The organism is Kitasatospora sp. NBC_00240, from assembly GCF_026342405.1.
Classification (GTDB): Bacteria; Actinomycetota; Actinomycetes; order Streptomycetales; family Streptomycetaceae; genus Kitasatospora.
The window spans coordinates 5,946,797-5,971,717 of the sequence record NZ_JAPEMU010000001.1 but is presented as its reverse complement, the minus strand read 5'-3'; the positions used below and the strand labels follow the sequence as shown (position 1 = coordinate 5,971,717).

The 24,921-nt window shown below is 73.1% G+C and carries 20 protein-coding genes; 11 read left to right on the top strand and 9 right to left on the bottom strand.

The annotated features are described in order from the left end of the window. The first annotated feature begins 96 nt into the window (after positions 1–96). From OG689_RS25500 to OG689_RS25485, 4 genes are all read left to right on the top strand, one after another. Positions 97–888: a TIGR03089 family protein gene (locus OG689_RS25500; RefSeq protein ID WP_073926817.1), complete on the top strand. Its 792-nt coding sequence runs from the start codon at positions 97–99 to the stop codon at positions 886–888. 115 nt (positions 889–1,003) lie between these two features. Next, complete coding sequence (locus tag OG689_RS25495; RefSeq protein WP_266323206.1) at positions 1,004–2,137, top strand: LCP family protein; 1,134 nt, start codon at positions 1,004–1,006, stop codon at positions 2,135–2,137. A 249-nt stretch (positions 2,138–2,386) separates the two neighbouring features. Further along, the gene (locus OG689_RS25490) at positions 2,387–4,021 is read left to right on the top strand and encodes an LCP family protein (RefSeq protein WP_266323205.1); all 1,635 of its coding nucleotides are present in this window, start codon (positions 2,387–2,389) and stop codon (positions 4,019–4,021) included. A gap of 115 nt (positions 4,022–4,136) precedes the next feature. Beyond that, the gene (locus OG689_RS25485) at positions 4,137–5,714 is read left to right on the top strand and encodes an LCP family protein (RefSeq protein WP_266323204.1); all 1,578 of its coding nucleotides are present in this window, start codon (positions 4,137–4,139) and stop codon (positions 5,712–5,714) included. A 204-nt stretch (positions 5,715–5,918) separates the two neighbouring features. Here the strand turns inward: OG689_RS25485 and OG689_RS25480 are convergent, their stop codons facing one another. Further along, positions 5,919–6,965 carry a glycosyltransferase family 2 protein gene (locus OG689_RS25480; RefSeq protein ID WP_266323203.1) on the bottom strand — a complete coding sequence of 349 codons (1,047 nt, stop codon included), beginning with the start codon at positions 6,963–6,965 and terminating at the stop codon, positions 5,919–5,921. Positions 6,966–7,127: 162 nt separating this feature from the next. Here OG689_RS25480 and OG689_RS25475 point away from each other — a divergent pair, with 162 nt between their 5' ends. After that, the gene (locus OG689_RS25475; RefSeq protein ID WP_266323202.1) at positions 7,128–8,687 is read left to right on the top strand and encodes an LCP family protein; all 1,560 of its coding nucleotides are present in this window, start codon (positions 7,128–7,130) and stop codon (positions 8,685–8,687) included. A 55-nt stretch (positions 8,688–8,742) separates the two neighbouring features. Here OG689_RS25475 and OG689_RS25470 read toward each other — a convergent pair whose 3' ends face one another. The 5 genes from OG689_RS25470 to OG689_RS45060 all read right to left on the bottom strand — a co-directional run bounded on the left by OG689_RS25470 (position 8,743) and on the right by OG689_RS45060 (position 15,385). Continuing rightward, complete coding sequence (locus OG689_RS25470) at positions 8,743–10,803, bottom strand: hypothetical protein (RefSeq protein WP_266323201.1); 2,061 nt, start codon at positions 10,801–10,803, stop codon at positions 8,743–8,745. 121 nt (positions 10,804–10,924) lie between these two features. Further along, entirely contained in the window at positions 10,925–13,504 is a 2,580-nt protein-coding gene (locus tag OG689_RS25465) for an ABC transporter permease (RefSeq protein WP_266323200.1), read from the bottom strand. A gap of 19 nt (positions 13,505–13,523) precedes the next feature. Further along, positions 13,524–14,312, bottom strand: coding sequence for an ABC transporter ATP-binding protein (locus tag OG689_RS25460; RefSeq protein ID WP_266323199.1), 789 nt, complete (start codon positions 14,310–14,312; stop codon positions 13,524–13,526). 297 nt (positions 14,313–14,609) lie between these two features. Beyond that, positions 14,610–15,164 (bottom strand): NADPH-dependent FMN reductase, encoded by a 555-nt coding sequence (gene ssuE / locus OG689_RS25455; protein ID WP_266323198.1) that lies wholly within the window; start codon positions 15,162–15,164, stop codon positions 14,610–14,612. Positions 15,165–15,307: 143 nt separating this feature from the next. Further along, complete coding sequence (locus OG689_RS45060; RefSeq protein ID WP_354536922.1) at positions 15,308–15,385, bottom strand: putative leader peptide; 78 nt, start codon at positions 15,383–15,385, stop codon at positions 15,308–15,310. Positions 15,386–15,545: 160 nt separating this feature from the next. Here OG689_RS45060 and OG689_RS25450 point away from each other — a divergent pair, with 160 nt between their 5' ends. Beyond that, the gene (locus tag OG689_RS25450; RefSeq protein WP_266323197.1) at positions 15,546–16,910 is read left to right on the top strand and encodes an LCP family protein; all 1,365 of its coding nucleotides are present in this window, start codon (positions 15,546–15,548) and stop codon (positions 16,908–16,910) included. Positions 16,911–17,008: 98 nt separating this feature from the next. On the opposite strand, the gene OG689_RS25445 is transcribed toward OG689_RS25450, so the two are convergent. Continuing rightward, positions 17,009–18,187 (bottom strand): acyl-CoA dehydrogenase family protein, encoded by a 1,179-nt coding sequence (locus OG689_RS25445; RefSeq protein WP_266323196.1) that lies wholly within the window; start codon positions 18,185–18,187, stop codon positions 17,009–17,011. A 462-nt stretch (positions 18,188–18,649) separates the two neighbouring features. Between OG689_RS25445 and OG689_RS25440 the strand changes: the two genes are divergently transcribed. The 4 genes from OG689_RS25440 (at position 18,650) to OG689_RS25425 (ending at position 21,305) form a co-directional block, all read left to right on the top strand. After that, positions 18,650–19,987, top strand: coding sequence for a UDP-glucose/GDP-mannose dehydrogenase family protein (locus tag OG689_RS25440; RefSeq protein WP_266323195.1), 1,338 nt, complete (start codon positions 18,650–18,652; stop codon positions 19,985–19,987). 241 nt (positions 19,988–20,228) lie between these two features. Further along, positions 20,229–20,639, top strand: a complete 411-nt coding sequence (locus OG689_RS25435; protein ID WP_266323194.1) for a CoA-binding protein — start codon at positions 20,229–20,231, stop codon at positions 20,637–20,639. Between the two features lie 49 nt (positions 20,640–20,688). Beyond that, positions 20,689–20,925 carry a DUF397 domain-containing protein gene (locus tag OG689_RS25430; RefSeq protein ID WP_266323193.1) on the top strand — a complete coding sequence of 79 codons (237 nt, stop codon included), beginning with the start codon at positions 20,689–20,691 and terminating at the stop codon, positions 20,923–20,925. 53 nt (positions 20,926–20,978) lie between these two features. Continuing rightward, positions 20,979–21,305 carry a hypothetical protein gene (locus OG689_RS25425; RefSeq protein ID WP_266323192.1) on the top strand — a complete coding sequence of 109 codons (327 nt, stop codon included), beginning with the start codon at positions 20,979–20,981 and terminating at the stop codon, positions 21,303–21,305. On the opposite strand, the gene OG689_RS25420 is transcribed toward OG689_RS25425, so the two are convergent. After that, positions 21,266–22,780, bottom strand: coding sequence for a DUF692 family multinuclear iron-containing protein (locus tag OG689_RS25420; RefSeq protein ID WP_266323191.1), 1,515 nt, complete (start codon positions 22,778–22,780; stop codon positions 21,266–21,268). The genes OG689_RS25425 and OG689_RS25420 overlap by 40 nt on opposite strands. 6 nt (positions 22,781–22,786) lie before the next feature. Continuing rightward, positions 22,787–23,020, bottom strand: coding sequence for a hypothetical protein (locus tag OG689_RS25415; RefSeq protein WP_266323190.1), 234 nt, complete (start codon positions 23,018–23,020; stop codon positions 22,787–22,789). 170 nt (positions 23,021–23,190) lie between these two features. Here OG689_RS25415 and OG689_RS25410 point away from each other — a divergent pair, with 170 nt between their 5' ends. Beyond that, entirely contained in the window at positions 23,191–24,876 is a 1,686-nt protein-coding gene (locus OG689_RS25410) for an FAD-dependent oxidoreductase (RefSeq protein WP_266323188.1), read from the top strand. Positions 24,877–24,921: the final 45 nt, after the last annotated feature.

The following is a 24,921-nucleotide window of genomic DNA, read 5'->3' as shown; positions in this document are numbered from 1 at the left end:
CCGGGCCGGGCACCGGTTTCTGACGCCACGCCGCTTCTCACGAGGCCCTTCACCCCTCCCGGTGGCGACCCCCTAGGCCGTAGGCTGGGGTGCACCATGACTGCGCCTTTCGCTGCCGATGCCCGCACCCCTGTCGAGCTGCTGCACGCATATCTGCGAGGTGGCACTCCCGCTGCGGATCCCTCACTCCCGCTGGTCACCTTCTACGACGACGCGACCGGCGAGAGAGTCGAACTCTCCGCCCGGACCTTCGACAACTGGGTCGCCAAGACCGCCAACCTGCTCCAGGACGAGCTGAACGCCGGGCCCGACGACCGCGCCTCGCTCCTCCTACCCGCCCACTGGCAGAGCGCCGTCTGGCTGCTGGCCTGCTGGTCGGTCGGGGTGACGGCCGCCCCGGGCGGCGACCCCGCCGACGCCGACCTGGTGGTCAGCGGCCCGGACGGCCTGGAGGCCGCGCAGGCCTGCACCGGCGAACGGGTGGCCCTCGCGCTGCGCCCACTCGGCGGGCGCTTCCCGCAGCGGCCGGACGGGTTCCTGGACTACGCCGCCGAGGTGCCCGGCCAGGGCGACCGCTTCGCACCGTACTCGCCCGTCCCGCCGGACGCGCCCGCGCTGGAGACCACGGTGGACGGCCTGCCGCTGAAGCTGACCGGCGAGCAGACCGTCCAGCTGGCCCGCGAGGGCGCGGCCCGGCTCGGCATCGGCCCCGGCGACCGGGTGCTCTCCACCCTGAGTTACGAGGACTGGTCCGGCCTGGAGGCCGGCCTGCTGGCGCCGCTGGCGGTCGGTGCCTCGGTGGTGCTGTGCCGCAACTCCGGGTCGCTGACGGCCGATCAGTGGGAGAAGCGGACCGACTCCGAACGGGTGACTCTGCGCCTGGGGTGACCCGGCGCCCCCGGGCCGGCGGGTAGGCATCCCTGCCATGGCCGAGGACGAGAACACCCAGGACTCCCCGACTGCACCCGAACAGAGGAAACCCGGCCGAGGGCGCCGACGATGGTTGCTGATCATCGCCGGCGCCCTCGCCATCGTCCTGCTGGCCTGCGGCGCGCTGGTCCGGATCGCGTACCGCAAGCTCGACGGGAACATCAGGACGGACACCGCGACCCAGCGGCTGCTGGCCAAGCTGGAGGCCGAGCGTCCGAGCCGCACGGCCGGCGCCCGGGGCGCCGAGAACATCCTGCTGATCGGCAGCGACGACCGGACGGGCGCCAACGCCGCGTACGGCTCGGTCGGCGGCCGGCGCTCCGACACCACGATCCTGCTGCACATCGCGGCCGACCGCCGGCACGCGACGGCGGTCAGCATCCCGCGCGACGTGATGGTGACCGTCCCGTCCTGCGAGCTGCCCGACGGCACCCGGACCGGCACCCGGCTGGTGCAGTTCAACGCGGCCTTCGAGACCGGCGGGCCGGCCTGCTCGATCCGCGCGGTGGAGCAGCTCAGCGGCATCCGGATCGACCACCACATGATCCTGGACTTCACCGGCTTCAAGTCGATGGTGGACGCGGTGGGCGGGGTGGAGGTCTGCGTCCCGCAGCCGATCCACGACAAGGACGCCAAGCTCGACCTGCCGGCCGGGCGGCAGACCCTGCACGGCGAGCAGGCCCTCGGGTACGTACGGGCCCGCGAGAGCCTGGGGGACGGCAGCGACACCCAGCGGATGGGACGTCAACAGCAGTTCCTGGCCGCGCTGATCCGCAAGGTCCAGTCGCAGGGGGTGCTGCTGAACCCGGCCAAGCTCTGGCCGGTGCTGGACGCGGCCACCTCCTCGGTCGAGGCCGACGAGGGCCTGTCCTCGCTCGGTTCGCTGTACGACCTGACCTGGGACCTGCGTTCGATGGAGCCCGCGAACGTGGTCTTCCTGACCGCGCCGCGCCGCCCCTACCGGCCCGACCCGGACCGCGACGAGTTCGTGCAGCCGCAGACCACCCAGCTCTTCACCGAGCTGCGCGAGGACCGGCTGCTCACCATCCGGCCTCCCGGCTCGGGCAGCGCGGCCTCGCCGGGCGCCCAGGCCGCCGGCGGGCCACCCGACCGGGCGGCCTTCGGGACGGGCGTCCCGCCGGGCCCGAGCCCCTCCCCCGTTTTCGAGGGAAGGACGGCCGACGCGGACGGCTGCGTGACGCATTGATCACGTTCCGTACCGGAACGATTCCGCCGGGAGTTCGTCAGCCGGGCGGGCGAGAATCCCCGAAAGAGTCCATTTCCTGAAGTCGCGGGCGGCGTTCCGACGAAATGTTCAGGGCTTTGTCCGTGAATGCCCGGAATACAGGGCATGGCAGAGATCACAGTCTGTTCAATCCCCCCGCCGGGCTCGTCTAGGGTGTCCGGGTCGGCCACGAACCACGTGCCGCGCACCGCACCGGGGAGGGAGACGGCCGTGCAGGAAACCCCGCAGGAGGTCGACCCCGCCGACCGGTGGGTGCTGGACCCGGACACCGGTCAGTACCGGCTCGACCTCGCCCCCAGGGTGCCGAGGCCCCGCGCCGCGCCCGCCGGGCCGCCCTCGGACACCCCGCCGCCGGGCGGGCGGGCCGCCCGCCGCCGCGGTGCCGGCGCCGCCCGGACCCGCCGCCGCCGGGCGCTCAAGTGGACCGCCGGGGCCGCCGCGCTCGCCCTGGTGGCCGGCTGCGGCGGCGCGCTGTACCTGTACGAGCACTTCAACAACAACATCACCGCCGTGAAGGTGCAGCTGGGCGACGAGGCCGACCGCCCGCAGCCGGCCGGTGACGCGATGAACATCCTGGTGCTGGGCACCGACAGCCGCGAGGGTCTCGGGAGTTCGTACGGCGACGCGGGCAGCACCGGGCACGCCGACACCACCCTGCTGTTCCACATCGCGAAGGACCGCAGCAACGCCACCGTGCTGAGCATCCCGCGCGACCTGATGGTGCCGATCCCCGATTGCCAGAGCGGCGACAAGAGGATTCCCGGGGAGGCCCGGGCGATGTTCAACACGAGTCTCGGGCAGGACGGCCGTGATCCCGGCTGCAGCTGGAAGACGGTCGAAAAGCTGACGGGTATTCGGATCGACCACTTCGTGATGGTCAACTTCGACGCGGTGAAGACGCTCTCCACCGCGGTCGGCGGCGTGGAGGTCTGCGCCGCGAAGGACATCAACGACCCGGATTCCCATCTGCGGATGACCAAGGGCAAGCACCTGGTGCAGGGCGACGAGGCGCTGGCCTTCGTCCGCACCAGGCACGCCGTCGGCCTCGGTGGCGACCTGACCCGCATTCCGTTGCAGCAGCAGTTCCTGAGCTCGATGATCCGCGCGGTCAAGAGCGGCGACACCCTGACCAGTCCGACCAAGCTGTGGAACCTGGCGAACGCCGCCACCAAGGCGCTGACCGTCGACTCGGGGCTGAACACCGTCGACCGCCTGAAGGACCTCGCGCTGGACGTGAGCAAGGTGGACACCAAGCACATCACCTTCGCCACCGCGCCGGTGCTGGACGACCCGCAGGACAAGAACCGGCTGGTCCTCAAGCAGCCGGACGCCGGCCAGCTGTTCTCGATGGTGGCCGGCGACCGCTCGCTGACCGACGCCCCGGCCCCGGAGTCCCCGGCGGCCGGCCAGGCCACCGCCGCCCCGGCGCCCCCGGCGGCCGGCCCCGCGGCAGCCCCGGCGGTCGACCCCAAGGCCGTGCCGGTCACGGTACGCAACGGCACCGGGACGCCCGGGCAGGCGCAGAAGACCGTCGACCGGCTCCAGGCCGCGGGCTTCACCCGGGCCGCCACCGCCGCCAACGCCACCGCGACGGCGGCCAGCTCGATCGGCTACCCGGCCGCCCGGGCGGGCCAGGCGGCCGCACTGGCCACCGCCCTCGGACTGCCGGAGGCGGCGCTCAAGGAAGACCCCCGGGCCGGGGCGAAGGACCCGCTGGTCGTGGTGCTCGGCAAGGACGCGGTCGCTGCCGCGCAGGCCGCCGCCGCACCCGGGGCGGCGGCCGCGGAGGCCCCCAAGGACCTGCAGCGGGTCGAGGCGGACGACGCCGACCTCTGTGCCAAGTGACCGTCCCAGCATTGTTCTGACTATGTAACACATCCGATCAGCTGTCGTGACCTCCGGTAGGTTCCCCACCGGACGGCCCATCAGGGGCCACGGTCACGAGGGGTGGCGGACCGCCATGGCAGTACACGCGCCGGCCAGGCCGGGCCATCACCGCAGGCCCGCCGCCGAACGACCGGACCGCCGCCGCTGGCTCCGGCCGGTGGCCCTCGCGACCGGGCTCACCCTGGTCGGGGGCTGCGCCGGCGCCTACCTCTACATCAGGCACCTGGACGCCAACATCCAGCACGCGCCGCTCGGCGCCGGCAACGCGCCGCCGCCCGGCGGGGCCGCCGACGAGCACGGCCGGACGGCGATGAACATCCTGATCATCGGCACCGACAGCCGTAAGGACCTGGGCGGCGCCTACGGCGACCAGGAGAACGTCGGCCAGGGCAACAACGACGTCAACATCGTGCTGCACGTCTACCCCGACCGGCGCTCGGCCGTCGCGCTCGACCTCCCCCGGGACACCCTGATCGACCTGCCCGCCTGCAAGGACCCGCAGAGCGGGCGCACCTCCCCCGCCGTCAAGCACCGGCCGCTCAACGAGGCGATGGGCCGCGGCGGTCCCGGCTGCGTGCAGGACACCGTGCAGTCCGTCACCAACCTGAAGATCGACCACTTCGCGGTGGTCAACTTCCAGGGCGTCAAGGACCTCACCGACGCCGTCGACGGCGTGGACGTCACCCTCTGCCGGGCGATCAAGGACAGCGACTCGCACCTCGACCTGCCCGCCGGCCGCAGCCACCTGACCGGGGAGCAGGGCCTGCAGTTCGTCCGGACCAGGTACGCCGTGCAGGACGGCACCGCCGTCGGCCGGTTCTCGATGCAGCGGGACTTCCTCTCCGCGCTGCTGCGCAAGCTCACCGACCGGGGCACCCTGCTCGACCCGACCAAGGCGTTCCCGGTGATCGAGGCCGCCACCCGGTCGATCACCGTGGACGACGCGATAGCCGGCACCACCAAGCTGGTCGGGCTGGCCTCCGAGCTGAAGAACATCAAGCCGGCCGAGGTCGCCTTCGCCCAGCCGGCGGTGGAGTACACCAACGACGACCCGGACCGGGAGCTGAAGAAGAAGGACCGCTTCGTCCAGCCCGCCGCCGACCAGCTGTTCGCGCTGATCCGCGCCGACAGGTCGCTCACCGGCGGCCCCGACCAGGCGCCGGACCCGGCCGCCACCGCACCGGCCGCGGGCGCACCCGCCACCTCGGCCCCGGCGCCCGCGCCGCCCGCCGACCCGCCCGCCGCACCGGCCACGGTCGATGTGAACGTGGTCAACGGCGTCGGTACCCCGGGCCTGGCCACCTCGGCGCAGAAGACCCTCACGGGACTCGGTTACCCGGTCACCGTCGGCCACAACACCGCCAAGCCCGTCGCCACCAGCACCGTGGCGTACGGCCAGGCCGACCGCAAGGGCGCCGCCGAGGTCCTGGCCAAGGCGCTCGGCCTGCCGGAGTCCGCCGTCAGCGCCACGGGCGGCGGCCGGAGCGTCCTGGTCACCCTGGGCGCGGACTACCGGGCGGGCACCGCGGTCGGTACCGCGACCGCCGGGCCGGCCCCGGTGCCGACCGCGGTGCCGAGCGACACCTCGGTGCACACCGGCGACGAGACCGCCTGCTCGGGCGGCGCCAAGTTCGGGACCTTCACCCGCTGAGGCGGTCGCGGGCCGGGAGCGGGCCCTGGAACGGGCCCTGGAGCGGGCCGCCGAACGGCCCGGCAGCAGCCCTTCAGTGGCCCTTCAGTGGCTCTGAGCACCCCGACGGCGGCCCGGGCCGGCGGGGGCGCACCGCGGCCGGCCGGCTTTCCGCCCAGCCTGTCCCAGCGCCTCCCCGCCGGCCCCAGCCGGTCTCAGCCCGTCTCAGCCCGTCTCAGCCCGTCGCACCGTGGTCGCGGTGCTGGCCGGCGGACGGCTCCCGATGACCTTGCGGGCCAGCGACCGGGGCGAGGTGAGGAAGCCGAAGCCCCAGCTGAGGTGCATGGTGGCGAAGGCCACCGGCAGCTGCGCGCGGGCCTTGAAAGAGAGGCCGCGGCCCTCGGTCACCGCTCCGCCGAGGATGCCGAGCAGGTAGCCGGCCGGCAGCGCCAGGAAGGCCGGGTGGACGGCGCTCAGCGCGAGGCCCAGCACCACGGCCAGGAAGGCGGCCGGCGGGGCCAGGTACCGCATGTTGACCGAACCCCGGTGGTAGCGGGTGACCACCCGGCGCCAGCGGCCGTAGTCCTTGTACTGCTTGGCCAGCGCCCGTACGGTCGGGCGCGGGCGGTAGGTGACCCGCAGCTGCGGGGTGAACCAGATCAGGCCGCCGTTCTGGCGGATGCGGTAGTTCAGCTCCCAGTCCTGGGCGCGGACGAACTCCTCGTTGTAGCCGCCGAGCCGCTCCAGCACCTCGCGCCGGAAGACACCCAGGTAGACGGTGTCGGCCGGGCCGGCCAAGCCGCCGGTGTGGAACGCCGCGTTGCCGACGCCGATCTTGGACGTCATGGCGGCGGCGACCGCCTTCTCCCACTCCGTCTCCCCCTCGGCGAACATGATGCCGCCGACGTTGGCGGCCTCCATCTCGCCCAGCAGCCGCACGGCCGTGGTGACGTATCCGGGCGTGAGCAGCCCGTGACCGTCGACGCGCACCACTATCGGATGGCTGGACCCGCGGATCGCGGCGTTCAGCCCCGCCGGGGTGCGCCCGGTGGGATTGCGCACCGTACGGACCCGGGAGTCCTCCGCGACGAGTTCGGCGGCGATCTCGTCGGTCCGGTCGCTCGACGGACCGAGGGCGATCACCACCTCCATCGGGCCGGCGTAGTCCTGTTCCAGGATGTGCCGGACAGCGGTGCGAAGGTGTCGTTCCTCGTTGAGCACCGGCATGATCACGGAGACCGCCGGCAGCTCCTCAGCAGCCTTGGTGTTCATCGAGGCCAACCGTACCGGTGCAGGTGGGTCCCAGTCTCGTCCCGGTCCTGGCACTCCTGCGAACTCGCCCGGGAACGGGCGTTCCGGCAGGTGCGTGCCCGCCCCGGCGAGCCCGGCGTGCCCTCACCCGGCCCGGCCGCACGCACGCATACCATCCGGAGGATGCCCTCGTCGCCGTATCCCTCCTCGCCCGTGCCGCACCGCCGCTGGACCCGGCGGCTGGCCGGCGGCGCCGCGTTGGCCGTGCTGGCCACCTCGTGCGGGGGCTGGGCGGTGCTGAACGGGCTCGGGTCCGCGGTGGACCGGGTGGACGCCTTCAGCGGTGACCAGGCCCGCCCCGCCGAGGACGGCGCCACCACCTTCCTGGTGGTCGGCACCGACGACCGGGAGGGCATCCCGGAGGAGACGCTCAAGAACGTCCTGCACGCGGGTGGCAAGTCCTGCCACTGCACGGACACCATGATGATCGTCCAGCTCGCCGGGGACGGCGGCCGGGCCAGCGTGATCAGCATCCCGCGCGACTCCTACGTGGACATCCCGGCGCACCAGGACCAGGCCACCCGCAAGGAGGTGCCGGCCGGCAAGGGCAAGATCAACGCGGCGTACGGGATGGGCGGCGCGCAGCTGGCCGTGCGGACCGTCGAGCAGAACACCGGCCTGCGGATCGACCACTACCTGCAGCTCGACTTCGTCAGCTTCGTCTCCACCGTGGACGCCCTCGGCGGGGTGCCGGTCTGCACCGCCAAGCCGCTCAAGGACGAGTACTCCGGCCTGGACCTGCCGGCCGGGACCACCACCCTGGACGGCGCGGGCGCGCTCAAGTACGTCCGGGCCCGGTACGTGGACGGCAGCGCGGACCTCGGGCGGATGCACCGGCAGCACCGGTTCATGGCGCAGCTGCTGCACCAGGCGGCCGGTTCGGGGACGCTCCTCAACCCGGTGAAGCTCGCCCGGCTGACGGACGGTGTGCTCAGCTCGATCAAGGCCGACAAGGACCTCGACGTCGGGGAGCTGGTCACGCTGGCCACCCGGCTGCGGGGCCTGTCCGCCGGGAACACCGACTTCGCGACCGTGCCGCTGGGCGTCGTGGACCACCCCGTGCCGGGCTGGGGCTCCACCGTGCTCTGGGACCAGGCCGGCGCCAAGGCCCTGTTCGACGCCGTCCGGGCCGGGCGGCCGCTGGTCGCCGCGCCCGCCGCACCGCCGCCCGCCGCGGCCGCCCCGGCCCCCGTCGGCGCCGCCCCGGTGGCCACCCCCGCCACGGTGCCGGCGACGGCGCCCGAACAGGTGCACGTCCAGGTCCTCAACGGCGCCGGGACGGCCGGGCTCGGCGCCCGGGTGGACGCCGACCTGCGCCGGGCCGGCTTCGCGACCACCGGCGCCCCCGCCAACGCGCCGGGCGGTGAGGCGGCGGCCCGGACGGTCGTCCGGTACGACCCGCGCTGGGACGAGTCGGCGCGCACGCTGGCGGCCGCGCTGCCGGGCGCCGAGCTGGTCGCCGTCCCCGGGCTGGGCGGGACCCTGCAGGTGGTGGCGGGCAGCGACTACCAGGGTCCGGCGGCGCAGGCCCCGGCCGGTGCCCCCGGCCCGCCGGCCGCGGCCGCGACGCCCGCCGGCGGCGCCGGTCCCGCCCCCGCCGCGCCTTCCCCGGCACCGGCCGGGCCCGCCGCACCGTCCGCCGCCGGCGGCGCCGCCACGGCCGCCGAGATCGCCTGCCCCTGACCCGCCGGGGCCGCCGTCGCCCGTGTGCCGAGGGGCGGTACCGCCGGGCGCCCGGTCAGAACGCGAACCGGGCGATCACGAACACGATGTAGCCGGTCAGCGCGGCCCGGTTCACCAGCAGCTGCGGGCTGAGCAGCCGCTCGCGCAGGGCCGCGCCCGGGCGGCGGGCCGGCCGGTGGGCGGCGGTGGCGATGGCCGCGGCGACCGCCTCCGGGTCGTACGGGCCGCCGAGGTGGCGGCTGAGCAGCCGGGCCGGCCGGCTGCCGATCCGCAGCTCCCGGCCGTCGGTGAGCTGCACGGTGAGGCGGTGCCGGTGCACGGCCGCCGCGTTGATCCGCTCCCACGGGACGAGGCGCCGGGTCATCCCGGAGACCACCGCGACCCCGCGACCGTCGATCGCCGCCTGCCAGGTCAGCGCGCCGGCCGCGGCCAGGAACACGGGTATGCCCGCGAGCAGCGGGTGCACCAGCCCGGCGCCCCAGGACCGCGAGCCGAGCAGGTGCACCAGCAGGGCCATCGCCAGGGCCACCAGCGGCCCGGCCGACAGCCGCAGGGCCAGCGGCATCTCCCAGCGCTGCGGCGGCAGCGGCGGGCCGTCGGCCGGGGCGGCCGCGATCGTCCGCGCGGCCAGTGCGGGGACGGCCAGCTCGTCCTCCAGGTAACGCCGGTGGCGCGGGCCGCGCCTCGGCGGCAGCACGCCCTCCCGGCAGACCACGGCCAGCCAGCCCGGCTCCGGCCCGTCCGGCGACATCTGCGGCCGGACCAGCAACTGCGCGTAGGGCCCGTCCGGCCCCCGGTAGAGCATCGCGGGGACGGGCCGGTTGGCGGCCTCGAAGACGGCGGCGGCATGCTCCGGCAACGCGACCGACAGCTGCTCCCCGGGCTCCTCCCCCTGGTCCTCCTCGTCGTACTCCTCGTCGTCGCCGTCGCGCGGTTCGTCCTCCCGCCAGCCCCGGCGCACGCTCCACACGTACGACTCGGCGGCCCGCAGCCGCCACAGCGGCCGGCCCTCGGCCGCGCCGTCGCCGTCCACCGGCCGGACCAGCAGGCTGCCCCTGCCGTCCAGCTGGACGAGTACCGCGAGCGCCGGCGCGCAGGGCTCCCCCAGCCCCCGCCGGATCCGCACCCAGCGGCTCGCCGAGCCCAGCAGCAGGGCGCCCAGCAACGCCGGCAGCGCTCCCGCGAACGCCAGGTCGGTCGGGTCGTAGGGCTGGCCCTCGATCCTGACCCAGTCCTCGCCGTCGACCAGCAGCGGCACCGCGTCGCCGGCCACGGGCGGCGGGCTCCACAGGACGTCCGCCTCGAACTCGTGGTCGGGCCGGCCGGCGGCGCTCTGCCCGGCGCCGGCGCTCCCCTCGGCCCGGGCCGCGTCCCCGGCCGGCAGCCGGTAGCCGATCCGGGCGGTGCCGGACGCCTCGTCGACGGACAGCACGGTGCCCGGTACGCGCGCCGCACCGTCCGCCCGGTGCTCGCTCTGCGCCTGGCGCACCAGCCCGGTCAGCGCGAGCAGCACACCGACCGCGACCAGCAGCCGGCCCAGCACGCGCCGCCCGCCCCGGCGGGTCGGCGGCGGCACCGGCGACGGCACGCCGGCGAGCGTCCAGGGGTAGGGCTCGGGGGTGCCCATCAGGACGTCCAGCTGGTGCCGGGCCCGCCGCCGGCCCAGCTCCGCGCCGATCAGGACGACGGCCAGGAAGCCCTGGCTGCCCAGCGCCGTCCAGCGGCAGATCTCGTTCTGCAGGCCGCCGGGCAGGTACCAGAGCCCGGCCGCCACCGCGAGGGGTACGAGCGCCAGCCCGCGCGGCCTGGCGAGCAGCAGGATCACCTCGGCGAACACCGAGAAGGTCGCCAGGGCGCTCGGCCAGGACTGCACGCAGGGCTGCGCCGGGGTGCAGGCGCTCGCGACCGGTTCCAGCGCGGTCGCCAGCACGATGAAGGCGACCGGCACCAGCGCCAGCAGGCGGCTGTCCAGCCGCCGCCGCTCCGGCGGCCAGAGGGTCCGGGCGGCCCGCCAGCGGGAGGCGGCCGCGGCGGTGAGCGGCGGCGCGTCCGGCAGAGCCGGTGACGGCCCGCCCGGGCCGGACAGGTCGGGACCGCTCATGTCGGGACTGGGCATGCGTCGATGCTCTCAGGCGGGCCGGCCGGTCCCGGCGAAGGGGTCCGCCGAAGCGGGCGGAGCGGACCGGGGTACGCGAAGGGGCCGGGTGCAACGCACCCGGCCCCGGTTTGACGGGAGGTCAGTCCGTGGCGATGGCCCCCAGGACGTTCATCCGGCCGGCCCGGAAGGCCGGGACGAGGGCCGCGAGGAGCCCGATCAGGACGGAGGCGAACAGGGTCGCCACGATCGTGGTGGTCGGGACGGCCAGGACGGCCAGGCCGTTGCCGGCCAGGACCTTCTGCGCGGTGACGCCCCAGGCGAGGCCGAGGCCGGTGCCGAGGACGGCGCCGAAGAGGGCGATCACCACCGACTCCAGACGGATCATCCGGCGCAGCTGGCGGCGGGAGAGCCCGATCGCCCGCAGCAGGCCGATCTCCCGGGTGCGCTCGACCACCGACAGGGCGAGGGTGTTGACCACGCCGAGCACCGCGACCACGATCGACAGGAAGAGCAGGCCGTAGATCATGTAGAGCAGGGTGTTGATCTGCTCCTGCATGAGCTTCTTGTAGCCGGCCTGGTCCTTCACCATCAGCTGCGGGTACTCCTTGAGCGATCCCTCGAGCGCGGCGAGCGTCTGCTTGACGTCGGCGCCGGCCGTGGCCTTGCCGTAGAGCGCGTCGACCGGAGCCTGCGCGGCCGGCGGAACGGCCTTGGTCAGGGTGTCGGAGCTGATGAAGTTCGCACTGCCGAAGAGCGAGCCGCCCTTGGCCCGGACGACGCCGACCGGCACGGACTGGCTGTGCCCCTGGCCGTAGTCGATCTTCACCGGGTCGCCGACCTTGAGCTTGTGCTCGTCGGCGAAGTCCTCGGCGATCATGAGCGATCCCTGGTTGAGGGAGTCCGCGGCGCCGGACTTCAGCGGGAAGTGGAAGTCCTCGTTGAAGCGGGACGTCACGGCGACGACGCCGTCCTTGACGGTGTCACCGTTCGGCATGGTGAGGATCGCCCGGCTGGACCTCTGCTCGGTGAAGTGGTCGATGCCCGGGGTGTTCCTCGCGGCGTTCAGCATCTCCGCGGAGATGGCGGTGCCCATGCCGTCGATGACGAAGTCCGCACCGACCTGCTGGTCGATCTGCTCGCTGGTGGACTTGATCGCCGAGGCGGTGAAGACCGAGGTGCCGATCACCAGCGCCAGTCCGATCATCAGCGCGGCCGCCGTGGCACCGGTACGACGCGGATTGCGCATCGCGTTGCGCTGGGCCAGCTTGCCGGACGGGCCGAACAGCTTCGGCAGCAGCGCGCCGAGCACCCGCACCAGCGAGGTCGCCAGCAGCGGGCCGAGCACCACGAAGCCGATCAGGGTGCACAGCACACCGAGGCCGAGGAGCTGGCCGCCGGTACCCGCCGAGTCGGCGTTGGCCGCGAGCACCAGCAGGGCGGCGCCGCCGCCGGTGAGCACCAGGCCGATGACCGTGCGGACGATGTTCGAACGGCCCTCGGCCGGGGTGCCGTGATCGCGCAGCGCGGCGATGGGCGCGATCCTGCTGGCCCGGCGGGCCGGGATCCAGGCGGCGACCACGGTGATCAGGACACCGACCAGATAGCCGGCGATCGGCACGTCGGCCCCGATCTCCAGCGAGGTCGAGAGGTTCATCCCGGCGGCCTTCATCAGCTTGACCAGGCCGAGGGCGAGGCCGAGGCCGGCCCCGATGCCGAGCGTCGAACCGAGGACGCCGAGAGTCAGCGCCTCGATCAGCACCGACTGGTTGACCTGGCGGCGGCTGCCGCCGACGGCCCGCAGCAGGCCGATCTCCCGGGTGCGCTGGGCGACCAGCATCGAGAAGGTGTTGATGATCAGGAAGCCGCCGACCAGCAGCGAGATGCCGGCGAAGCCGAGCATCGCCTTCTCCATGAAGTCGAGGAACTGGCCGACGTCCTTGTTGCCCTCCTCCTTCTGCTCGGCGGCGGTCTTGATCTGGTAGCCGCCGCCCAGCGAGCCGAGCGTGTCGGTCTTGAGCTGCTCGTCGGTGCGGCTGCCGTCGCCGAAGACCTCGACCGAGGTGAAGGCGGTGTTGCCGGCCAGCAGGACCCGCTGGGCGGTGGGGGTGTCCAGGAAGGCCAGCGCCGCACCCGGGTTGGTGGTCTTGAAGGTGGCGATGCCCGCGATGGTGAAGTCCTGCTTGGCCTCCCCGGCGAGTACCCGGAGCTTGCTGCCGAGGCCCAGCGCCGCCTTCTTGGCGGTGTCGGCGTCCAGCACGATCTCGCCCGGGCCCTGCGGCACATGACCGGAGGTGATCTCCACCGAGTTGCGCGGGGTGTCGGTCCAGTTGCCGGCCAGGGTCGGGGCACCGGTGGTGGGGCCCACCACCTTGTTGGTGGCCGGGTCGACCAGGATGGCGCTCTGGATCATGATCTGGCCCAGCGCCGCCTTCACGCCCGGCTGGGCGGCGACCTTCTGCACGGTCTCGACCGCGAGGGTGGCGGGCTTGCCGCGCCGCGCCTCCTCGTCCTCGTTGCCGTCGTCGACGCCGGTTCGGGCGGGCTGGACGGAGATGTCGGAGGCGGTCGAGGCGAACAGCTTGTCGAAGGTGCTGGTGGCGGTGTTGGAGAAGACGAGCGTGCCGGAGACGAAGGCCACCGACAGGACGACGGCGATGAGCGAGAGGATCATGCGCCCCTTGTGGGCGAGGAAACTCCGTAGTGAGGTCTTGAGAAGCATCGGTCCGTATCCCCCGGGCTCAGCTGGTGCGCTTGCCGTCGAAGCGGCGCATGCGTTCGAGGACGGAGTCGGCGGTCGGGGCGTGCATCTCGTCGACGATCACGCCGTCGGCGAGGAAGAGCACGCGGTCCGCGTAGCCGGCGGCGACCGGGTCGTGGGTGACCATGACGATGGTCTGGCCGAGCTCGTCCACCGAGCGGCGCAGGAAGGTCAGCACCTCGGAGCCGGAGCGGGAGTCCAGGTTTCCGGTCGGCTCGTCACCGAAGATGATCTCGGGGCGGGCGGCCAGTGCGCGGGCGACGGCGACGCGCTGCTGCTGGCCGCCGGAGAGCTGGGTCGGCCGGTGCTTGAGCCGGTCGGCGAGGCCGACGGTCTCGACGACCTGGTCGAGCCAGGCGGCGTCCGGCTTGCGGCCGGCGATGTCCATCGGCAGCGTGATGTTCTCCAGCGCGTTGAGCGTCGGGAGCAGGTTGAAGGCCTGGAAGATGAAGCCGATCTTGTCGCGGCGCAGCTTGGTCAGCTGCTTGTCCTTCAGGCCGGTGATCTCGGTGTCGCCGATCCAGATCCGGCCTTCCGAGACGGTGTCCAGCCCGGCCAGGCAGTGCATCAGGGTCGACTTGCCGGAGCCCGAGGGGCCCATGATCGCGGTGAACCTGCCGCGCTGGATGTCCACGTCGACCGAGTCCAGTGCGGTGACCCGGGTCTCCCCGGCTCCGTACGCCTTGGTCACCTGCCGCGCGGACGCGGCGACGGCGGACGCTCCGCCGGGAATCTGGGGGTCGTACACGGCCGCTGCTGCCGTCGTCACTGGGTTCTCCTAAAGATGTGTGCCCGCCCGTTGACCCGAGTCTGTCCCGTGCCGGATGTCCGCGGACATGGTGGCAGGGGGTGTGTAGGACCGGGGGTTAGCCCCACCCTCGGGGTGCCGTCTCCGGTACCGGGTGGGGATAAGGACCACGTTAGGAGTTCTCGGGGTGCGTCTCGTCATCCGCCGGGAGGAAGCCGCCCAACCTCAGATGTACGGGACGCGGGGCCCCTCCCCCTAGGGGTCCCCGCCGCCCGGATCAGGGTCCGGCGCCGCCGGCGCGGCGCCGGTGGCGGTGCGTCAGTGGGCGAGGGCGGGTTCGACCCGCCGCTCCAGTGCCACCGCGAAGGCGTCCACCACCGGGGTGAGCAGTACGTCCGTCTCGCGTTCGACGACGGTGGTGCCGTCCTCGCGGACGGTGATGTGGCGGTCCAGCACGAACCAGCCCTGGGTGATGTGCCCGGCGCCCATCGAGCTGAGCACCGGGCGCAGCGCGTAGTCCACCGCGAGGACGTGCGCGGTGGAGCCGCCGGTGGCGAGCGGCAGGACGGCCTTGCCGGCCAGCGCGTACTGCGGCAGCACGTCCAGCAGGGTCTTCAGCAGGCCGGAGTAGGCGGCCTTGTAGACCGGGGTGCCGATCACCACGCCGTCCGCGGCGGCGAAGAGTTCGAGGGCCGCGGCGATCTCGGGGTGGGAGGTGTCGCCGGCGAGCAGGGCTTCGGCGGGCAGGCTGCGCACCTCGAACGGGATCACCTGGTGGCCGCGGTGGGCGAGGCGGGCGTCGACGTGCCGGAGGAGTCGGGTGGTGCGGGAGGTACGGGACGGGGAACCGGAGACGGACAGGACGACGGCCATGGAGTTCACCTCGGGGCAGGGCGGCGCCGTGGGGAGGCGCCGGGCGGAAGCGGGACCGCGCACCGGCCCGTCGACGGCTCAGGGCCGTGGGCGCACGGTGGCGGGATCAGGGGGTCGCGAGAGGGTTGAACGGTGGCGAGCGGTCAGCCACGACACAGCGAACAGGACACACGCTGAAGGTCGACGTGCCGCCGACGCGTGAGGGTCCATCGCTGCTCCATGCCGCTCATGCAAACACGCAGCGTCTCAGCCGGTCAAGGTTCGTTCCAGCTGGTGAACATACGCCGGGACGATCCGGGATCTGCATCAAATCGGCTACAAGAGGCCTGGTCGGGCCCCCGGGGGGAGTCCTCCGCCCCGGGTTCGGGCATCCTCTCCCACATGAACACGTGGCAGGAGGGCCGCCCGGGCGGCGGTGGCGGGACCCCGTACGGCGAGGGCAACGGCCCGCAGGGGCAGGGTGGCGGAGCGGCCGAGCCGCCGCTGCCGGCGTCGCTGAACCCGCGCGGCCCGGGGGCGGCCGCGCCGCAGCGTCCGTCCCAGCAGGCCGGGTACGGGCAGCCGCAGCCGCCCGCCGGCCACGGCCCTGCGTCGTCGTACGGGCCGCCGGCCGGGTACGGTGCGCCCTCCGGCCCCGGGCAGGCTTCCTCGCACGGCCAGGGCCCCGCGCAGGGGCCGGGCGGGGTACCGCCGCAGCGACCGGGCGGGTCCGGCGGGCCGATAGGACCGGGCGGTGCGCAGCCGTCCGCAGCGCGCTCCCGCTGGCCGCGTCGCCGCAAGATCAAGGTGACGGTCCTCGCGCTGGTCGTCGCGCTGATGGTGACCACCGTCGGCACCTGGTTCTGGGCGGACTCCAAGCTCAACCACGAGAACGTGCTGGCCGACTACCCGGGCAGACCTGCGGCCGGGAAGGGCACCAACTGGCTGATCGTCGGCTCGGACAGCCGTGACGGGCTGAGCGACTCGCAGGAGAACGACCTGCACACCGGTCACGCCGGCGGCAAGCGCAGCGACTCGATGATGATCCTGCACGTCGGGGACAACGGGAACACCCTGATGAGCATCCCGCGTGACTCCTGGGTGCCGGTCCCCGAGCACCCCGGGGACAAGGGCAAGACCGTCAAGGCGAGCACCACGAAGATCAACGCGGCCTTCGCGGCGGGCGGCGGCAAGCTGCTCGCGCAGACCGTGGAGACCAACACCGGCATCCGGATCGACCACTACGCGGAGATCGGCTTCGCCGGCTTCGTGGGCATCGTGGACTCCGTCGGCGGTGTCGAGATGAACATCGAGCAGGACGTCAAGGACAAGGACTCCGGCCTCGACCTCAAGGCGGGCACGCAGACCCTCACCGGCACCCAGGCGCTGGCCTTCGTCCGCCAGCGCCACCAGATGGCCGACCAGGACCTCGGCCGGATGCGCAACCAGCAGAAGTTCCTCGGCGCGCTGGCCAAGCAGGCCGCCTCGCCGGCCACCCTGCTCAACCCGTTCACCTTCTACCCGCTGGTGAGCTCGGGCCTGGGCACCCTGATCGTGGACGAGGACGCCGGCCTGACCGACCTCGGCTCGCTGTTCCTGGCCATGAAGGACGTCAACGGCGGCGGCGGGAAGAGCATCACCGTCCCGATCGCCAACCCGGACTTCCGCACCCCGACCGGGGAGTCCGCGGTGAAGTGGGACTCGGCCAAGGCCAAGCAGGTCTTCGACGCCTTCAAGAACGACACGGCGGTGCCGGACACCAAGTAGTTCCCGCACGCGGTCCCCGTGAACGGCTGAGGGCGCCTCCTGGTGGGGGCGCCCTCGGGCGTTGCGGTGCGGTGGCCGTGCGGTGGCCGTGCTGGGTGTTACGGGAGGTTGCGGGCCATCACGATGCGCTGGATCTGGTTGGTGCCCTCGTAGATCTGGGTGATCTTGGCGTCGCGCATCATCCGCTCCAGCGGGTAGTCGCGGGTGTAGCCGTAGCCGCCGAGGAGCTGGACGGCGTCGGTGGTGATCTCCATCGCGGCGTCGGAGGCGAAGCACTTGGCGGCGGCGCCGAAGAAGGTGAGGTCCTCGTGGGCGCCGCCGTGCGAGACGCGCTGGGAGCGGGCGGCGGCGGCGTAGGTGAGCTGGCGGGCGGCCTCCAGCTTCATCGCCATGTCGGCGAGCATGAACTGCACGCCCTGGAAGTCGCCGATCGGCTTGCCGAACTGCTTGCGCTCCTTGACGTAGCCGGCGGCGTGGTCGAGGGCGCCCTGGGCGATGCCGATCGCCTGCGCGGCGATGGTGACCCGGGTGTGGTCGAGGGTCTTCATCGCGGTGGCGAAACCGGTGCCCTCCTCGCCGATCATCCGGTCCGCGGGGATCCGGACGTTGTCGAGGTAGACCTCGCGGGTCGGGGAGCCCTTGATGCCGAGCTTCTTCTCCGGGGCGCCGAAGGTCACGCCCACGTCGCCCTTCTCCACCACGAACGCCGAGATGCCCTTGGAGCGCTTCTCGGGGTCGGTGACCGCCATCACCGTGTAGAACTCCGACACACCGGCGTTGGTGATCCACCGCTTGACGCCGTTCAGCACCCAGAAATCGCCGTCGCGCACCGCGCGGGTCTTCATCCCCGCCGCGTCCGAACCCGCGTCCGGCTCCGACAGGCAGTACGAGAACATGCCCTCGCCGCGCGCCAGCGCCCCCAGGTACTTCGCCTTCAGCTCCTCGGAGCCGGACAGCTGCACCGGCAGCGAACCCAGCTTGTTCACCGCCGGGATCAGCGAGGACGACGCGCAGACCCGCGCGACCTCCTCGATCACGATCACCGTCGCCAGCGCGTCCGCCCCCGCACCCCCGAACTCCTCCGGAACGTGCACCGCGTGCAGGTCACTGCCCTGCAGCGCCTCCAACGCCTCGTGCGGGAACCGGCCCTGCTCGTCCACCTCGGCCGCGAACGGAGCGATCTTCGCCTCGGCCAGCGAGCGCACCGCCTCCCGGAGCATGTCGTGCTCCTCGGTGGTCCGGAAGAGATCGAAGTCCGCTCCTGCGCTGCTCGCCATGATGCCTCGCTCGTTTAGTTAATTACCGTTAAGTAGTTCCTCATCCTAGGGTTGCCCCCCACCCGGGCCGCACGTGACATGCACGACACTCCGTACCGGTACGGCGGCGCACCGTGGCGCCGCGGGCGGTGGACGACGGGCGGCGGGCGGCCGGGCCGTCGGCCCCCTTGTGAGGATCGGGGCGGGAATCGGTGTGGAACTCGTCGGGCCCGCGCGGCCGGTCGGCCCGGGCCGGACGGGCCACTGTGCCGCCGGTCACACCACCGGCCGCGCGCGGTACGGGCCTTGGTCACGGCGACGGTACCCGGCGAGCACGCCGGGTGAACGGAACGGGCGGATTTCCCGGTTTTGTCCCCGGCGCGACACGACCTGCTCCGCCGCTTCCGCGTGCGGATAGCATCGGTCCTTGCGTCCCGCGCACAGCGACACCCGACTGGTCCGAAATTCCGCAAAGGGGAACCCGTGGCCCTCCGCATCTCAGTGATCGGTACCGGCTATCTCGGTGCCACACACGCCGCCTGCCTGGCGGAGTTCGGCTTCGAGGTGCTCGGCCTGGACATCGACCCGGACAAGATCGCCACACTGACCGCCGGCCGGATCCCGATGTACGAACCGGGGCTGTCCGAGTTGCTGCTCAAGCACGTGGCGGGACACGAGGGCTCGTCCGGGCGGCTGCGGTTCACCACCTCGCCGCAGGAGGCCGCCGAGTTCGGCGACGTCCACTTCATCTGCGTGAACACTCCCCAGCGCAAGGGGGAGTTCGCGGCCGACATGAGCTATGTCGACGACGCCGTGGACTCGATCGCGCCGTTCCTGACCCGGCCCACGCTGGTGGTCGGCAAGTCCACCGTGCCGGTCGGCTCCGCGAGCCGCCTCGCGGAGCGGCTGGCCGCCCTGGCTCCCGTCGGGGAGGGTGCCGAACTGGCCTGGAACCCGGAGTTCCTGCGGGAGGGCTTCGCCGTCGGCGACACCCTGCACCCGGACCGGATCGTGGTCGGCACCCGCAGCGAGCGGGCCGAGGAGCTGCTGCGCGAGGTGTACGCGACGCCGATCTCCGAGGGCGTCCCGTTCGTGGTCACCGACTTCGCCACGGCGGAGCTGGTCAAGGCCGCCGCGAACTCCTTCCTGGCCACCAAGATCTCGTTCATCAACGCGATGGCCGAGGTCTGCGAGAGCGCCGGCGCCGATGTCACCCAGCTCAGCAAGGCCCTCTCCTACGACGAGCGGATCGGCGGCAAGTTCCTCAACGCCGGGCTCGGCTTCGGCGGCGGCTGCCTGCCGAAGGACATCCGCGCCTTCATGGCCAGGGCCGGGGAGCTCGGCGCCGACCAGGCGCTGACCTTCCTGCGCGAGGTCGACTCGATCAACATGCGGCGCCGCTCGCGGATGGTGGAGCTGGCCCGCGAGCAGTGCGGCGGCGGGTTCCTGGGCCGCCAGGTGGCCGTCCTCGGCGCCGCCTTCAAGCCCAACTCGGACGACATCCGGGACTCCCCCGCGCTGAACGTCGCCGCGCAGATCCAGCTCCAGGGCGCCCAGGTCACGGTCTACGACCCGAAGGCGATGGACAACGCCCGCAAGATGTTCCCCAGCCTGGCGTACGCGGACAGCCCGCTGGAGGCCGCCTACGGCGCCCATGTGGTGCTGCACCTGACCGAATGGCAGGAGTTCCGCGAGCTGGACCCGGCGGAGCTGGGCACCGTCGTGGCCGAGCGCCGGTTGCTGGACGGCCGCAACGTGCTGGACGGCGCCGCCTGGCGCGCGGCCGGCTGGACGTACCGCGCGATGGGGCGGCCGAGCTAGGCCTGCCCGCCAGGCCGGCCGGGTGAGTGATCCGCCGTCGGCCGGGCGCCGGGCCGTCCCCGCAGGACGGCCCGGGTCCGCCCCCGGATGTTCGGCGGTACATGGCCGCGTAATCTCGCGGGTGAGCGAGGAGAGCCCGTCCCGACCGTGTCGGGGCGGGCTCTCCTCTCCGGTCGCCCGGGCGGGGGGACCCTTTCGCCAAAGCCGGAATTGCCGCGGCGGCCGGTCCGTTGCAGCAGGCATGACGAGCTACGGAGACGACGCGACGGTCCGCGAGATCCTCACCGGCACGGGCGAGGTGTGGGCGGTGGTCGGCCTGTCCAACAACACCGCCCGCGCGGCGTACGGGGTGGCCCGGGTGCTGCAGCGCTACGGCAAGCGAATCGTGCCGGTGCACCCGAAGGCGGAGACCGTCCTCGGCGAGCAGGGGTACGCCACCCTCTCCGAAGTGCCGTTCCCGGTCGACGTGGTGGACGTGTTCGTGAACTCCTCGCTGGCCGGCGCGGTGGCGGACGAGGCGGTGGCCGCCGGGGCGAAGGCCGTCTGGTTCCAGCTCGACGTGGTGGACGAGGCAGCCTACGCTCGCACCACCGAGGCCGGTCTGAAGATGGTCATGAACCGCTGCCCGGCGATCGAGATCCCGCTGCTCTGAGGCCGGCCCCTCGCCCGTCCTCGGACCTATCACCAGGAGCACCAGCACGATGACGGAAGCGACTTCGCCGAAGCCGACGCTCGACCTGACGGACGCGATCTGGCTGGCCGCCCCCGGCCAGTCGGACGGCCCGCAGATCGCCTTCGTCGACGACCACATCGCCATGCGCAACGGCGCCGACCCCGAGGGCCCGGTGCTGGTCTTCACCCAGGGCGAGTGGGAGGCGTTCCGACTGGGCGCCGCCGACGGCGAGTTCGACATCGGCTACGTGCCGAAGTCCCGCTGACGGAGGACCGACCCGCCCCACGGTGGCCGCGGCCGGCCTGGCAGCATCGCCTCATGCTGACCAAGGACGAGGCGACGGCGCTGGTGATGGGGCAACTGGCCCTGGTGGAGGAGAAGTACTGGCGGAACCGGCCCGAACGTGAGCGCCCGGCCGGGCCGGAGTGCCTGTTCGCGATCAGCCGGATGGACCAGGTCTCCTTCGGCTGGATCGCCTACTGGACCCTCCGGGAGGTCGTCGAGGGCCGGGCGACCGGCCCGCGGCTCGGCGGGAACGGCCCCTTCCTGGTGGACCGCGAGAGAGGCACGGTCCACCAGGTCGGCACCGGCCGGAGCCCGAAGCACTACGTGGCCGAGTACGAGCGGGCCAGGCGTGCCGGCTGATCCGGTCCACCCCCCGGGGCGGCCGACTCACAGGCGGGGCGGCTGTCGTCCACCAGCCGCACCTGGAAGGTGCCACGCGGGGGGTCGACCGGCAGCCGGCCGGCCCCCAGCTCCGTCATCAGGGCGGTGGGATCGGTGCCGAGGCGGACGGTGCACGGCTGCCCGTCGACCTGCGCCCTGAGCAGGCCCAGGTCCAGTTCGAGGACGTCGTCCAGCCAGCTGACCCGGGGGCGGACCTGGCGCAGGTGCGCCGCGAAGGCGAAGGCCTCCTCGGTGGCGAAGAGCTGCGGCGGGCAGGCGAGCACATAGCCGTCGAGCAGTTCGCGCGTCCCGCCCCCGCCGACCGTGAGGAGCAGCAGCCGCATCGTCCAGCGGAGGGCTCCGACCAGGGCGCTGCCCCGGAACTCGGTGACGAGGTCGCGGATCAGCGCGATCGCCGGGTCCGCCGACAGCTCCCGGGCCAGCGGGGTGCCGGGCTCGCGCCCGATCGCCAGGCTGCCCAGCGCGTACTCCCACTCCTGCGGGTCCACGGTGTCGGCCGGACCGACCGGGCCGTCCGGCGGCTGCGAGCACTGCCCGGGCGGCGCCGGCGGCAGCGGACGCAGCGGCGGCAGCGGAGCGCCGGCGTCGTCCGGCCACATCGCGCGCATCCTGGCCAGCAACTCCCGGACGGCCACCGGGTCGAGCTGCGGCACCGCCGAGGAGGTCACCTCGAACAGGACGGCCCGGAGCGAGGGCAGCCGGGGCAGGATCCGTTCGGCGAGGGCGGTCAACTCCTCGTCGGGGAGGCCGCTGTGGGCGTCCAGCCAGTACCCGCGGTACTCGACGCCGCCGGCCAGGTGAACCTCCCAGACCCGCTCCAGCGGGAGGGCGGCCAGCAGGTCGTCCACACTGCCCCGGCCGTTGCGTTCGTTGGCCAGTACGTTGTGCAGGTCGAGCAGCAGGCCGCAGCCGCTGCCCTCGGCCACCCGCCGGGCGAACTCCCCGTCGGTCAGCTCCCCCGGGCGCGGCCGCAGGTAGTTGGCGCCGATCTCCACGGCGAGCGGCACCGGGAGCGCCGCCGCCATCGCCCGGACCGACCCGATCCCGCGGCGGCTGCCGCCGGGGGTGGGGCACGGCGGCAGCATGAAGCCGGTGCGGAAATCCGCTCCCCGGCCGCCGACCCGGTTGAACGCCAGGTGCTCGCTCACCCAGGGCGCGCCGAGCCGCTCGGCCAACTCCCCGACCAGGGCGGTGTGGCGGCGGTCCGGCGGTCGGCAACCCCCGACGGGGTTGCCGACCCCGTGCAGCAGCCGGGCGCCGGGCAGGTCGGCGATCCTGCGGAGCACCTCCTCGTCGAGGGTGATCCCGCCGTCGGTGCGCGACCGCCAGAGGGTCTGCGGTTCGATCTCGACGACGTCCAGCAGGTCGGCGCAGGCGTCGATGATCCGGTCGAGACCGGGTACGTAGGTGAGGCCCACGCCGAGACGCGTCATGGCCGGCTAACCGCCGAAGGAGACGCCGACGGCCTGCTGCACCTGGCCGGCCGGGTTCACCACGAAGTCCGTGGCGATGTTGATCCGCAGGTCGCGCCCGGAGTGACAGGTCGGGCAGCCCAACTGCGTCATCACCTCCTTGATGACGCTCTGCATCTGGTCGAAGTCGTTCGCGACCGACACCGGCACGGTGATGTTGACGGGCCGCCACGGGTCCGGGAGGGGCCCTCTGTTGATCACGTTCGCCATCCTGGTGCTCCGATCCGGCCGCAGTCCGCCCCGTCGGAGCCGCTGTGACTGCGCCCTCGCTGTCATGATGCAACCGAGTCGTCACGCTGAGTGAAAGGCGCGCCCGGTTGGGGCCGCGTGCACAGAACAAGCACGGTCATTCCTGGCCGAAGGAGCTTCCGATGGACCAGTCAGAGTCGGGAACGTCCCGCCGCACATTCCTGACCGTGGCCGGGGCCGCCGCCTCGGCGACCCTCCTGCAGCAGCTCATGATCGGAGCGGTGCCGGCCACCGCGGGGCCCGTCGCCTCCGCAGTGGCCGCGCCGTCCGCAGCCCGGGCGGGCGACGGGAGAACGGTGGCGATCCTCGGCGCGGGCCCCGCCGGCCTGGCGGCCGCGCTCAGGTTCACCGAGGCCGGCTACCGGGTGACCGTCCTGGAGGCCACCGGCCGGGTCGGCGGCCGCACCCTCACCGCCCGCCCGGGCGACCAGCTCACCGAGGAGTGGGCCGACGGCTCGGTCCGGCGCCAGACCTGCGGCTTCGACCAGGGCCTCTACGTCAACCTCGGCGCCGGCCGGATCCCGTACATGCACCAGCGGGTCATCGACCTCTGCCGCCGCCTCAAGGTGCCGCTGGAGCCGTACATCCACACCAGCACGGCCAACCTCTACCAGACCGACAAGGCGTGGCGCGGCGGCCCCCGGCACCACCGCCGGATCGCCAACGACACCCGGGGGCACCTCGCCGAGGCCCTCGCCGCCGTCGTCCACCAGGGGACCGAGGCCGAGGACGGGCTCACCTCGGCGCAGCGCACGCAGTACGTCGACCTGCTCACCCAGTTCGGCGCACTTCGGGCCGACCGCACGTACACCGGCTCCACCCGCTCCGGCCTGGCCAGGACCCTGACCGTCCAGCAGATGGAGGAGCCCGCCGACCCGCTGCCCCTGGCGGACCTGCTGGCCAGCGAGTTCTGGAAGCACGGCGTCCAGCAGGACTCGAACCTCTACTGGCACACCACCTCGTTCCAGCCGGTCGGCGGCATGGACACCATCTGGCGCCACGCGGCCGCCGCGCTCCCGAGCGGAACGGTCAGGACGGACGCACCGGTCACCGGTGTCCAACTGGACGGCGACGGGGTGATCGTCGGCTGGACGGAGGACGGCGCCGCCCGCACCGGCCGCTTCGACTTCTGCCTCAGCAACATCCCGATCCCGGTGCTGCGGCAGAAGGTCACCCTCCAGAACTTCTCCGAGGACTTCCGGTCGGCCGTCCAGGACACCCCCTTCGCCGCCGCCTGCAAGCTCGGCTGGCAGGCCGACCGGCGCTTCTGGGAGGGCGAGCGGTACCAGATCTTCGGCGGCATCAGCTGGATCGACCACGAGATCTCGCAGATCTGGTACCCGTCCCACGACTGGTTCTCGCCCGCCGACAACGGCACCCTGATCGGCGCCTACAACTCGTACGGGAGCGCCCGGACGTTCGGCGACCGCTCGCACGAGGACCGGCTGAGCCTTGCCCGGGCGGCGGCGGCGAAGCTGCACGCCGAGTTCGCCGGCAACGCGATCGTGCCCGACGCGCTGGGTCTGTCGATCGCCTGGCACAAGGTCCCGTACCAGTTGGGCGCCTGGGCCGACTGGAACCCCAGGGTCGTGGAGCACAAGGCGCTGTACTCGACCCTGATCTACCCGCAGGGGCAGGACACCTTCATGGTGATCGGCGACCAGGTCTCCGCCCTCCCCGGCTGGCAGGAGGGCGCCCTGATGTCCGCCGAATGGGCCTTCGACTGGATCAACAACGGCAAGCGGGCCGTCCGGCTGCCGGTCCAGCAGGTTCCGGACGCCAGGAGCCTGACCACCGGGGAAAGCTGAGGCGCCGCCGCCGTCGGGCAGGCGCTTGGCCCGGCGGCGGGCAGC

Bases quoted from the DNA above. Each gene is read 5' to 3' on its own strand.
- OG689_RS25500 (WP_073926817.1), top strand. From the start codon at position 97: ATGACTGCGCCTTTCGCTGCCGATGCCCGCACCCCTGTCGAGCTGCTG.
- OG689_RS25485 (WP_266323204.1), top strand. From the start codon at position 4,137: ATGGCAGTACACGCGCCGGCCAGGCCGGGCCATCACCGCAGGCCCGCC.
- OG689_RS25480 (WP_266323203.1), bottom strand. From the start codon at position 6,965: ATGAACACCAAGGCTGCTGAGGAGCTGCCGGCGGTCTCCGTGATCATG.
- OG689_RS25475 (WP_266323202.1), top strand. From the start codon at position 7,128: ATGCCCTCGTCGCCGTATCCCTCCTCGCCCGTGCCGCACCGCCGCTGG.
- OG689_RS25470 (WP_266323201.1), bottom strand. From the start codon at position 10,803: ATGCCCAGTCCCGACATGAGCGGTCCCGACCTGTCCGGCCCGGGCGGG.
- OG689_RS25465 (WP_266323200.1), bottom strand. From the start codon at position 13,504: ATGCTTCTCAAGACCTCACTACGGAGTTTCCTCGCCCACAAGGGGCGC.
- ssuE (WP_266323198.1), bottom strand. From the start codon at position 15,164: ATGGCCGTCGTCCTGTCCGTCTCCGGTTCCCCGTCCCGTACCTCCCGC.
- OG689_RS45060 (WP_354536922.1), bottom strand. From the start codon at position 15,385: ATGGAGCAGCGATGGACCCTCACGCGTCGGCGGCACGTCGACCTTCAG.
- OG689_RS25450 (WP_266323197.1), top strand. From the start codon at position 15,546: ATGAACACGTGGCAGGAGGGCCGCCCGGGCGGCGGTGGCGGGACCCCG.
- OG689_RS25445 (WP_266323196.1), bottom strand. From the start codon at position 18,187: ATGGCGAGCAGCGCAGGAGCGGACTTCGATCTCTTCCGGACCACCGAG.
- OG689_RS25435 (WP_266323194.1), top strand. From the start codon at position 20,229: ATGACGAGCTACGGAGACGACGCGACGGTCCGCGAGATCCTCACCGGC.
- OG689_RS25430 (WP_266323193.1), top strand. From the start codon at position 20,689: ATGACGGAAGCGACTTCGCCGAAGCCGACGCTCGACCTGACGGACGCG.
- OG689_RS25425 (WP_266323192.1), top strand. From the start codon at position 20,979: ATGCTGACCAAGGACGAGGCGACGGCGCTGGTGATGGGGCAACTGGCC.
- OG689_RS25420 (WP_266323191.1), bottom strand. From the start codon at position 22,780: ATGACGCGTCTCGGCGTGGGCCTCACCTACGTACCCGGTCTCGACCGG.
- OG689_RS25410 (WP_266323188.1), top strand. From the start codon at position 23,191: ATGGACCAGTCAGAGTCGGGAACGTCCCGCCGCACATTCCTGACCGTG.